This window comes from Shewanella litoralis, assembly GCF_009828585.1.
Classification (GTDB): domain Bacteria; phylum Pseudomonadota; class Gammaproteobacteria; order Enterobacterales; family Shewanellaceae; genus Shewanella; species Shewanella litoralis.
Map to the genome: position 1 here is coordinate 120,159 of NZ_WSRZ01000002.1, position 11,205 is coordinate 131,363.

The window sequence follows — 11,205 nt, forward strand, 5'->3', positions numbered from 1 at the left end:
AATGACCTCAAAAGCGACCTCTATTGATATCGCATATAAGGCCGGCGTGTCGCAATCGACAGTGTCTAGAGCGTTAAGAAATAGCCCGTTGGTGAACCTAGAAACTCGCCAACGTATTCAAGCCATTGCCAAAGAGTTGAATTATAAAGTCGATAAAAACGCCAGTAATTTACGCACTCAAAATAGCCTAACCTTAGCCTTGTTGATTTGTGAAGACCCCACAAACGACGACTCTATGATCAATCCGTTCTTTTTATCCATGCTTGGGTCAATTACCCGCGCAACAGCGCGCCAAGGCTATGATTTATTGGTGTCGTTTCAACAATTGTCGTCAGACTGGCACGCCGATTATGAAGACAGCAACAAAGCCGATGGCATCATTTTACTCGGTTATGGCGATTACATGGACTATGCCCATAAGCTGGAAACCTTGATTGAAAAAAACACCCACTTTGTCATTTGGGGGGCAGAGCACAACAATAAAGCCGTATTATCGATTGGTTGTGATAATCATCAGGGCGGGGTGATTGCCACTGAACATTTATTAAGTCTTGGTCACCGCCATATCGCTTTTTTGGGTGATGCCTCAGGACACAGCCCTGAATTTCGTGACCGATACTTAGGCCATGTTGATGCGCTAAGTGCGGCAGGGGTTCAAGCCGACAAGCAATTACAATATCATGCGATTAATACCGAGGCATCAGGGTATGAGGCTGCCATTGCCTTGCTTGACAGTGGCGCCCAGTTTGAAGCCATTTTTACCGCAAGCGATCTCATTGCTATTGGTGCAATACGTGCGTTAAAAAAGCGTGGTGTGTTAGTGCCAGAGCAGGTTGCTGTAGTGGGGTATGACGATATTCCAGTAGCGAGTTTTGCCAACCCTGCGCTCACCACAGTAAAACAAGATACACAGTTTGCCGGTGAGATTTTAGTTGAAAGCGTGCTGAAATTAATCCGCGGCCAAGAAGTGAGCCAACGATTAATTAAAACCAGTTTAGTGGTTCGCAGCTCATGCGGTGCTAAGGTAGACGAATAAGCGAGCCGTCGTTGACGATTGATAATGGCTAAAAAACACAATAATTAATACAACATCACACACTCTATTTTTGATTGATAAAGGACACAAGCAATTATGGCAGGCGCCAGTTTATTAACCTTGTTAGATGACATTGCGACGATTTTGGATGACGTAGCAGCAATGAGTAAAGTGGCGGCGCGCAAAACAGCAGGCGTGCTGGGCGATGATTTAGCCTTAAATGCCCAGCAAGTGTCTGGCGTAGCGTCTGAACGTGAATTACCTGTGGTATATGCGGTTGCCAAAGGTTCGTTTCGTAATAAATTGATTTTGGTGCCGCTTGCCTTATTAATCAGTGCTTTTATTCCCTGGGCCATTACGCCGCTGTTGATGTTTGGTGGCTTGTTTTTATGTTATGAAGGCTTTGAGAAAGTTTATCACTCGATGACGCATAAAAAGGCCGCACCAGTTGACGATGAAACCATTGTCGCTAAAGGTAAAGCTGACATTGATGATTTGGCCGCATTTGAAAAAGACAAAATCAAAGGCGCTATTCGCACCGATTTTGTGTTGTCAGCTGAAATTATTGCCATCAGCTTAGGTGTTGCTGCTCACATGGATTTAATGGGCCAATTTTTAACCTTATCGGTTATTGCTATTATCATGACCGTTGGCGTGTATGGTTTAGTCGCTGGCATTGTCAAAATTGACGATTTAGGTTTATACCTTGCCAAACGTAAAGCCGAAGGCTTAGGCCACAATATTGGTTTAATGCTGGTGTCTGCTGCGCCCTATTTAATGAAAATACTCACCGTTGTCGGCACCATCGCCATGTTTATGGTGGGCGGCGGCATTTTAACTCACGGTATTCATGTGGTGTTTGAATGGATAGAGCATGCTGCCGTGATTGTTGAGCAAATTAATGTTGTGGGCGGGGTTTTAGGGCTGTTAACTCCAAGTGTACTTAATGCACTATTTGGTGTGGTTGCGGGTGGTTTAGCTGTGTTATTAATGAATGGCGTGATGAAATTAATACCATCAAAAAGCTAACGTAACTGCATTAAAGCGCTCGGTAAATCATGATATAAATTAACGCCGTAAGCGAATGATATAAAAAAAGAGCAGGGTTATCGACCTTGCTCTTTTTATTTTAACGCATTAATTAAAGCGCTAAATTGTCGTTATCGGTAAAGCTTGGCTGGGCTTTTGGGTTTGGGCCATATTCGTTGTCATCTTTACTGTTAAAACACAACACAACCAAAATAATCAGCGCGCCGATCAGCGGGATAAGCAATAAAAATAACCACCACCCCGAATGATCAGTATCGTGTAAGCGGCGCACACTGACCGCAATACTTGGAATTAATACAGCTAATGAATAAAGCGAGCTCAATAAACCTGCGCCGGAGGTGTCACTGTACAGGCCAGTACCCATATCAACTAATGTCAGTAACACACTGAAAATGGTGTTAATTAATACAAACATCCAATATTCTTTACGACGCGCGCGACCTTTAAAATCAAAATATTGTTTTAAAACCTTTAAATACCAATCCATTCGTTAGTCCTTAACGTTAATTTTTATTAATCTGAATCATTTTTACAAAATAGTGTTTAATTATCAATATTATATTTTGATTTGGTTAAAAAAAAGCCATTGCATTTAGCAACAGCTTTTTAGTAGGGAGACGCATACTAATCATTTTAAAATAAGCGTTTACCTATTATTCATTGTCTCAAAACATTATTGAGCCAGTTGTTTCACCACAGGGTAAAAGTCCCATACTTGCTCATCGGTCATTGAACGCACCAATTTAACGTATTCTGCATGAGTCCAGGCCAAAGGCGTTGCTGAGTTGGTCCCGTCACCCATTTTATAATCATAACGTGTTGGGTTACCGACACCGTCCCACGCTTGCTCTGGTAACATTAACCCTTGGTTTGCAAAGGTTTCCATGCCTTGCACGTAGGTGCTAATCAAAGCTTTTTTACTGTCAGTGGTTAAGCTTCCTTCAGATTTAGCAAGTGCTAACTCATAATGGCCGCGCTCGCCGGTAAAGAAGGGCCATACACGGCCGCGTTGATTTTCTGTATTGCCTTTTTCGGCATAGCTTAGGCCGGTGGCAGTATCCTCGCCGTAGCCGTCGTTACCGTAACGGCGATAACCCGGTACTTTACTGCCATCTTTAGCGGTAAACTCATACTTAACTCGTAAGTTATCTTCAAGCTGTTGATTATCAATAAGCATCACGCTGTTTTTAATGACAGGGTCCTTTGCATCAACCACACCATAGCGCACTAACTCTAAAAAGCCGCCGTCTAAAATCAGCCGTTGATCTAAACCTGGCTTACCGTTGTTATCTAAAAGCTTATCAGCGGTATTGGGGGTGCCATTAGGGCTAATGCGCACGTAATAAGGTGCGGTGTTGTCTTGTGCGACGTCTGCCGGATTAAGCAAGCCGTTAGTGGTGACCATGGTTGTTTCAAGTTGGCTTTGCAGTTTAGCCGCAAGCTCATGATACACAGTGGCTTGTGGATCTTTTGCCAATTTAGCCAAATCGCTCGCGGCGACTAAACCGGCTATGATGGCCGCAGTGGTCGAAGGCGAATAGCCTGCTTGTTCTTCCCAGCGCTCTTGTTGGGTGTTTGGCGGGGTGATGTCGAGCTCATTCCAATCCAGTTTTACTTTGCCACCGCTTACCAAAAAGTCAGCGGCAGGTTTAAGCATATCTTGATACCAGGTGGTGATCTCTGCGTCTGTTAACACGCCAGCTTGCCACAGTTTCCAACCGAGCATAATTGGCATGGCAGTTTGGTCGAGTTGTACCCCAACCCACTCAATTTCACCATCAACGTGGGTTTTCTGTAAAAACCAACCTGGTGTGCCGGCAAAGCCAGAGGTTTGTTGATTAACCTGAACTTTCTTTAAATACTCAAACGCCACTTTAGGCGTTTGAGTATCGCCCATGGCCAAAAATGCCATGGCGCATTGGTAAAAATCGCGCGGCCATACGGCTTTATAACCCGTGCTGCCTACTTTTGCCGATACAGTGTCGCCCCAGGGGTTTGATAAGGATGCGATTAGCGCGCCAGCGTGGGTTTTATCCTCTTGCGCTTTGAGCACGAGTGCACTGGCATACAGCAGTTTGCCGTTATCTGTGGTATTCGCGCTCATGGCATTTAACGGCGCTAAAGAGGCAATATAGTCTTTCCAACCTGTGTGGCTGTCATCGCCTAAGTAAGCCTGCTTAACGGCATCGTAACCGGCATCTAATGTGGCCTGTGCTGTGGCTAAGCTGCTGGTTTTGTCTTGGGCAAAGCCGATGGCAAGATTAAAGCGTAAAGTGTCGTTTGCTTTGGTTAATGTTGGGTATTGCGCGGTAAGTGCAACGTTGCCGCCTTGGTTATTATCGCTGGTGGTTTGGTAGCGGTTATTGAGTTTTCCATCGTCTTGTAAATCAATCATCCCGTCTGATGTGCCCACAAATCCTGCACTTGCGTGGACAAAATCAACGTCGGTTTTAATGGTCATAACGGTTGAACTCGCGTCACTGGTGTGCGCTACCAGTGCTTGACCATCAACGAAGGCAATATCATTTGCACCGCTGTTATCGATGTGCGGATTAACATAAAGGTGCGGGGTAATTCCGGCTTCAAAGGCGGTAAAGGTTACGTTCATCATTAAGCTATTTCTATCTGGGTCGGTAAAAATATGCTTTTCGATTTGGTATTTGCCTTCCACGTCTTTATTAATAATCTTATACGCCAGCGACAATGGTCGGCCTTGTTCGTCAGTGTCGAGGTATTCAATGGTGCTAATGGTGTTATCTTTTTCAGTATCAACAAAGCCATTGCCGCTGATGATAAATTGCAGCTCTTTTAATTGGGCATTATGAATAAGCCCAAACATGGTTTCGGTGAGTATGCCCTGGGCAACAGAAAACCATACTTTGCTGACAGGATTAGTGGCCTGGTCTTGATACTGACCATTGATATAAGGCTCGTATGATGTACCTATGCCGGTTTTGCCAGAAAACGCCCACGTTGGCTCAGCGCCCGGTGCGCCAGGCGCGACAACACTTAAAGGTGCTGTTGTTGGTAATACTTCAACCTTTGATGATGTGTCAGCAGGTGAGCAACCCGTTAATACCAGGCCGAATAAGCTTGCCGTTATGGCACTCGAAATTGCACTACGATGTGAGTGTGGCTTTAACATAAACTTCCCCAAAATATTGTCTGTGACTATGACAGATCACTGTTATTGTTTTTAATAAACGATTAATTGATTTAGTTATCTTGTTTGACAAACAGTACGGCAATGCCCGACACCATCATAAATACACCGCCCAATACCAGGGCGTAAATTGGCTGGCCATCAAAAAAGACTTTTAACAGCAAGCCTAAAATACTGGCTGCAAGTAACTGAGGGATAACAATGAAAAAGTTAAAAATCCCTAAATACACCCCCATTTTTTTAGCCGGTAACGCAGACGACAACATGGCGTAAGGCACTGATAAAATAGAGGCCCAGGCAAAACCAACACCTATCATGGGGATCCATAATTGATTTGGGTCTTCAATAAACATAAAGCTTATTAGCCCCATGCCGCCTAAAAACATATTAATGGTGTGAGTGAATTTAATGCCGACCGCTTTGGCTAAAAAGGGAATAATGATGGCAGCAATTGCGGCAAAACCATTGTATGAAGCAAATAACATCCCGACCCAATCGGCGCCGTCGTTATACGCCTGGCTAAGCACGTCGCTGGTAGCGTAATGGTGTGAGGTCACGGCCGCAGTGGTATAAATCCACATGGCAAAGAGGGCAAACCAGGCAAAAAACTGCACCACGGCTAATTGCTGCATGGCTTTGGGCATATGAAACAAATCATCGACCACGTTAAACAGCATGCCAAAGTTTTCGCGTTGCACGCTTGTATTGTTTGCTTGAGTAAGTTTACGGGCACAAAACAGTTGCAGAGGCCCAAAAGCAAAAATACCAATACTGAGAATATAAAGCTGTTTATCAAGGTCTTGGGTTATTATTGCCGCAGTAAAGAGGGCGCCAATGAGCATCCAAATGATGCCACCTGTTTGATATTGTTTACTGGTACGGCTGTTGGTATTTTCTGCGGCGTCGACATGATTGGCATGTTGCTCAAACGAGGCTAATTCTTCAGGTGAATACTCTTTGCTTGAAATAATCGTCCAGCCCACCGCGACAAATAATACCGCGCCACCAAAGTAGAATGAATAACGCACTGAATCTGCAATTTCACCTGCTGCTGCGGTATTGGCTACGTCAAATACATTGGTCAACATATAAGGCATTGCTGAGGCGACAACGGCGCCAATGCCAATAAAAAAGCTTTGCATTGCGTACCCTTGGGTACGCTGACTTTTAGGTAAATTGTCGCCAACAAAAGCGCGAAATGGCTCCATAGCGATATTGATTGATGCGTCCATAATCCACAACATCCCCGCTGCAATCCACAGGGTAGGTGAGTGAGGCATAATAAACAGTGACAATGTGGTTAACACTGCGCCAATTAAAAAGTAAGGACGACGACGTCCAAGGGCATTCCAGGTGTTATCACTCATGTAACCAATAATGGGCTGCACAATTAAGCCTGTAAGCGGCGCGGCAATCCATAAAATAGGAATGTCGTCGATGGCAGCACCTAAGGTTTGAAAAATACGACTGACGTTGGCATTTTGTAGGGCAAAACCAAATTGAATCCCCAAAAAACCAAAGCACATATTAAAGATTTGCCAAAAGCTGAGCTGTGGCTGTTGAGTCACTTTATGATGATTTTCCGCAGACATGTTATATCCCTTTTTATCAGTCGCTATGCTGATTTTTTATTATTACTTTTAATGATGCTACGTGACTCTCAGGTTTGCCAGATACAAACTTGAGATAATGGTATACATAAAAAAATGGCGAATACGCATCTCCTTAAGACAAGTATTCGCCAAGACCTAAGCTCTATCGATGGCTTATTTTCCTAATAAACCATCAATAAAGGCAATTAAGGTACTTTAAAGCTGGTGGCCTCAACAAGTGGCTTACCAGAAACGACCTAGTCCATCTCATCCTGCAATCTGAGAACGAAATAGCAGGTTTTATAGTAGCCTTGAGCCTGTTGTTGGTTCAACTTGCTACATACGTATTCATGCCATTTGAGCAACCTAACACAAACACTTACGCAACATATTACAGTGCTTTAAAACGAATTGCGCTGCCGCCACTTGACGCGAGTGACAGGGCAAGAGTGTCTGTGGCACTCACAATCTTGGTTTCAATGACGTAATCATACGGATTTGTCAGCCAATCTGCGTTATGACCATCACGGTATATTTGGGCTTCGTAACGTTGACCAGCCGTTAAAAAGTCGAGTTTAACCGTGAGTTTACGCGGGTTTTCGTCAGTTAAAGCTCCTAGATACCAATCTTCTGCGCCGCGTTGTTTGCGCGCAAACGCCACGTAATCACCAATGTCACCGGCAAGGGCTATACTCTCGCTCCAATCTGTTGGCACATCTTGAATAAATTGAAATGCATCGAGTCGTTGCACGTAATTACGCGGTAAATCTGCCGCCATTTGGATGGGGCTGTATAACACAACGTACAGCGCCAGTTGTTTGGTTAGCGTGGTTTGTACGCGGTTTTCGGCATCTAATCCTTGTGGGGCTAAGTTGAAAATACCAGGGGTAAAGTCCATAGGTCCTGCCAGCATTCGGGTGTATGGCAATATCGCTGTGTGTTCAGGGTTATTAGGTGGGCTACCCCAGGCATTAAACTCCTGGCCTCTCGCGCCTTCGCGGGCAATCCAGTTAGGGTAGGTGCGGCGCAAGCCTGTGTCTTTAATTGGCTCGTGAGTATTAATGCTAATGCCGCGTTTTGCCGCTTCAGTGACGCTGTGCAAATACTCATTAACCATAAACTGACCGTCGTGCCATTCGTGTCTTACTATGCCGTTTTCGTCAATGCGCTTAATGTCGCCACCATCGGCTACATAACCGGTTTTAACTTGAGTGACGCCATGTTTTTTATATAAATCATAGGCATCGCTCATTTGATTGCGGTAGTTTGTCACAGAGCCTGAGGTTTCATGATGACCAATTAAGCGAACATTTTTACTGTTACCGTATTGGCTAATCGCATCGATATCAAAGTCAGGGTAGGCTTTAGTAAAACTAAACACATCGCCATTATGGAACCAACTGCCATCCCAACCGTCATTCCAACCTTCAACTAATACACCATCAAAGCCATATTGCGCTGCAAAGTCCATATAGCGTTTGGTTTCGCTGGTGGTGGCGCCATGTTTTGGACCGCTACCCCAGGTGTTTTCGTTTAGGTGCATGCCCCACCAAATACCGACGTATTTGCCCGGTTGAACCCAGGAGACATCGCCCAGTTTGTTAGGCTCATTGAGGTTTAAAATTAAGTCCGAATTGAGTAAACCTGTGGCATTATTGGCAATTTGAATGGTGCGCCACGGTGTGGTGAATCCTGGTTGGGTTTTCACCCGAATACCGTCTGACCATGGGGTTAAATCTGCGCGTAATGTACCGTCACGGCCTTGATTTAACACCATGGCAGCATAATCGGTTAGGGCCGCTTCATGGATGCTCATGTGCACACCATCATTTGTTCTAAACGTCATTGGAGTATGGGCGCGGTCGATTTTATCCAGCGTGGTGGTGCGGTATAAATACTCGTAGCGGTTCCAGCCACGTCCGGGGATCCACCAGGCTGTTGTAAGCTGTGGATTAGGAATAACAAACTCGGTGAGCTCGTCGGTAATATCCAGTTTGGGTGTGTTCGCTAGGCCCGCTTGTTTTGGCACAAGATAACGAAAGCCAATGCCGTCGTTAAAGGCTTTAAATTCAATATCAAAATCGAGTTGACCGTTAGACAAGGTGGCTTTGATGCGATTGTAATGATCGCGCACATTTTCACGCTCCCCCCAGGGTTGCTGCCAGGTTTGGTCAACACTGCTGCGGCTGACATTTTTAATGGTAAATTCACTGCCAAACTCACCTAGTTGCTGAAATACCAGGCCAAGTTTACTCGGGTTAATGACGGGTTTACCGTTAAAGGCTATTTGATATTCGGGACGGCCATTATCGTCAGTTAAGCTGATATTGATGTGGGTGTCTGGCGAGGTCACATGCACAGTTTTAGCATTTACGATGCTAGAAAATGCTAAGCCAGATAGTACTAAAGCGCAGGTTACACTAATGATGGATTTATTAAATCGAGATTGAGTCTCAGCGCTACGAGACAAAGCCGCAGTCTGTGGGTATGAGGGCGTCATACGGTATCCTTGTTGTTTATTATTATATTGTTATCAACAAGTAATATATGACGCTTTTAGATTTTACCGCAAAGATCTGCATACGTATTCAGAGCGAGAAAAGAAATGATCTGGATATAACGTGGATGAAAAATGGCGTTAATAGTTAATGTCTAAAGACTTGAGTGCAGTATGTATTTTGTAGTCTGAATTCTACAGTAAGAATTGTGCACTCAAATCAATAAAGTCTGCTTAACGCTGCCCAGTGTTACAATCTCATGTCTAATTCATTGTGAATTAACACCACGCATTGCGATGCAAACAGCATTTTAGGGCCTAAGTTAATGTGTTGAGTACCAAGACGTTTAAGGCTGTTAAAACTCTTCTTAGGCATAGGGATATGGTCGGTTAATAAAAAGCATGGTTTTGAGGCAAACTCAACATCGCGAACCGGGGTGCCTTTTTTCTCTAACATATACAGCTGATAATCTTCGGCTAATTCTTGCACTAATTTTTCAAAGCTCACAGTGCGAACGGTAATGCCTGCTTCTACGTCACGTAACTGTTCTTTATCCATACCTTTGGATACCGTTAATGCCTTGGCTATTTTATTGGTGAGGTTTTGCTCATGAAAGCCACCGATATGACCTAACTCACTTGAACGAAAGCATATTGTGCGTGAAAAATCGCTTGTGCTTTCTAATACTAAATACACCACGACATCATCACGATGTGATTGAGCAACAAAGAGGGTATTCATTAAAGTGTGGGCTAAAATTTCAGTGTGAGCAGATTGACCTATACCCGCCAAAAACTGCTGGCTATCAACTGGAGCCGCTCTGGCTCGAACTACAAAAGCGCGCATCGTAAATCCTATTGGAAAATATTAAGCTAACATCGATTCTCTTCACCGCTAATCAATAAGCAACAGTCTAATTTGTATGTACAAACTGATTAATGGCAAAGTTTATTGCTTATTATCACAGTTTTAGTGTCTGCTGTAATGCGATTAATCTCTGTAACTGATTTTTTGATACAAAATCAAAATTAAACAGAGAGTAACTTTACGAGTAAGGTAGATTTACCCTGCTAGATTGCGCAATTGCGTTATCTCTATTTGAGCTCGATTTAAGGTGAATCACTGATTTAAATTACTTTGATGTTTACCCTAAATGAGCAACATGTTAATGAATTTGTGTGCGAGATCAGGGTTTCTCTGACAATAATAAGATATAAAGTATAAATAATTTACATCTTAATCGGAGTTACAATGTCTGAATCAATCCATGGGCATCAAGTGATGCAAATGATGCTAGAACATGGCGCAGCACTCACTAAACAGCAACTTAAAAATATGATGCACATAACATTCGGCGTCGATACGCGTTATCACACTTGTTCTGCTACTGAGATGGATGCGGATATGTTGATTACGTTTTTAGAAAATAAAGGCAAGTTTATTGATAGTGACAGCGGGATCACTACTGCTGCAGATAAGATTTGTAATCACTAGTTCATATCAAGTTTTTGCTGGTTTTACGGTTGAGAGTCCGTCAATGGCGATGCGATACCGCTGCGAAACAAAGATTGAACTAATCGATTGATACAGCTAGATATTAACAAAGCGCCGCAGATGGCTTATCTGCGGCGCTTTTGTATTAATACCATTGCGCATTAATAAGTGACCACTCAGAATACATCCAGCGGTTTTTGATTAAGGCGTCGCTATGTAGTCATGGTTGTTCCCTTTCAAATAGCGAGAACGCAAAGAAAAAGCCGCTGGGCATTCCTTTCAGGCGAGTTTTAAAAGGGCTTACACTGCGTTGCATGACTTCGAAAGAGAATAACTATTCATTCAGTCATTCGCCTTGTTTAAGCCCTTTTA

At 43.7% G+C, this 11,205-nt stretch carries 8 protein-coding genes; 3 read left to right on the forward strand and 5 right to left on the reverse strand.

Translation table 11 applies throughout. From position 1 onward, the window contains the following. Position 1: 1 nt before the first annotated feature. Both GQA99_RS02625 and GQA99_RS02630 read left to right on the forward strand, forming a co-directional pair. Complete coding sequence (locus GQA99_RS02625; RefSeq protein WP_160052308.1) at positions 2-1,036, forward strand: LacI family DNA-binding transcriptional regulator; 1,035 nt, start codon at positions 2-4, stop codon at positions 1,034-1,036. A 96-nt stretch (positions 1,037-1,132) separates the two neighbouring features. Beyond that, on the forward strand, positions 1,133-2,065 hold the full coding sequence (locus GQA99_RS02630) for a DUF808 domain-containing protein (protein WP_160052309.1): 933 nt from the start codon (positions 1,133-1,135) through the stop codon (positions 2,063-2,065). Positions 2,066-2,177: 112 nt separating this feature from the next. Here the strand turns inward: GQA99_RS02630 and GQA99_RS02635 are convergent, their stop codons facing one another. The 5 genes from GQA99_RS02635 to trmY form a co-directional block, all read right to left on the reverse strand. Beyond that, positions 2,178-2,573, reverse strand: a complete 396-nt coding sequence (locus GQA99_RS02635; protein ID WP_160052310.1) for a DUF805 domain-containing protein — start codon at positions 2,571-2,573, stop codon at positions 2,178-2,180. Positions 2,574-2,759: 186 nt separating this feature from the next. After that, on the reverse strand, positions 2,760-5,231 hold the full coding sequence (locus GQA99_RS02640) for a glucan 1,4-alpha-glucosidase (RefSeq protein WP_160052311.1): 2,472 nt from the start codon (positions 5,229-5,231) through the stop codon (positions 2,760-2,762). Between the two features lie 71 nt (positions 5,232-5,302). Then, a complete protein-coding gene (locus tag GQA99_RS02645) occupies positions 5,303-6,841 on the reverse strand; it encodes an MFS transporter (protein ID WP_160052312.1) in 1,539 nt (512 codons plus the stop codon). Between the two features lie 391 nt (positions 6,842-7,232). Next, positions 7,233-9,341, reverse strand: a complete 2,109-nt coding sequence (locus GQA99_RS02650) for a glycoside hydrolase family 97 protein (protein ID WP_160052313.1) — start codon at positions 9,339-9,341, stop codon at positions 7,233-7,235. 247 nt (positions 9,342-9,588) lie between these two features. Beyond that, the gene (gene trmY / locus GQA99_RS02655) at positions 9,589-10,185 is read right to left on the reverse strand and encodes a tRNA (pseudouridine(54)-N(1))-methyltransferase TrmY (protein WP_160052314.1); all 597 of its coding nucleotides are present in this window, start codon (positions 10,183-10,185) and stop codon (positions 9,589-9,591) included. Positions 10,186-10,590: 405 nt separating this feature from the next. Here trmY and GQA99_RS02660 point away from each other — a divergent pair, with 405 nt between their 5' ends. After that, entirely contained in the window at positions 10,591-10,833 is a 243-nt protein-coding gene (locus GQA99_RS02660; RefSeq protein ID WP_160052315.1) for a YecH family metal-binding protein, read from the forward strand. Positions 10,834-11,205 lie beyond the last annotated feature (372 nt).

Excerpts from the sequence above, each read along its gene's own strand:
- GQA99_RS02660 (WP_160052315.1), top strand. The coding sequence starts at position 10,591 with ATGTCTGAATCAATCCATGGGCATCAAGTGATGCAAATGATGCTAGAA.
- GQA99_RS02640 (WP_160052311.1), bottom strand. The coding sequence starts at position 5,231 with ATGTTAAAGCCACACTCACATCGTAGTGCAATTTCGAGTGCCATAACG.
- trmY (WP_160052314.1), bottom strand. The coding sequence starts at position 10,185 with ATGCGCGCTTTTGTAGTTCGAGCCAGAGCGGCTCCAGTTGATAGCCAG.
- GQA99_RS02630 (WP_160052309.1), top strand. The coding sequence starts at position 1,133 with ATGGCAGGCGCCAGTTTATTAACCTTGTTAGATGACATTGCGACGATT.
- GQA99_RS02650 (WP_160052313.1), bottom strand. The coding sequence starts at position 9,341 with ATGACGCCCTCATACCCACAGACTGCGGCTTTGTCTCGTAGCGCTGAG.
- GQA99_RS02635 (WP_160052310.1), bottom strand. The coding sequence starts at position 2,573 with ATGGATTGGTATTTAAAGGTTTTAAAACAATATTTTGATTTTAAAGGT.
- GQA99_RS02645 (WP_160052312.1), bottom strand. The coding sequence starts at position 6,841 with ATGTCTGCGGAAAATCATCATAAAGTGACTCAACAGCCACAGCTCAGC.
- GQA99_RS02625 (WP_160052308.1), top strand. The coding sequence starts at position 2 with ATGACCTCAAAAGCGACCTCTATTGATATCGCATATAAGGCCGGCGTG.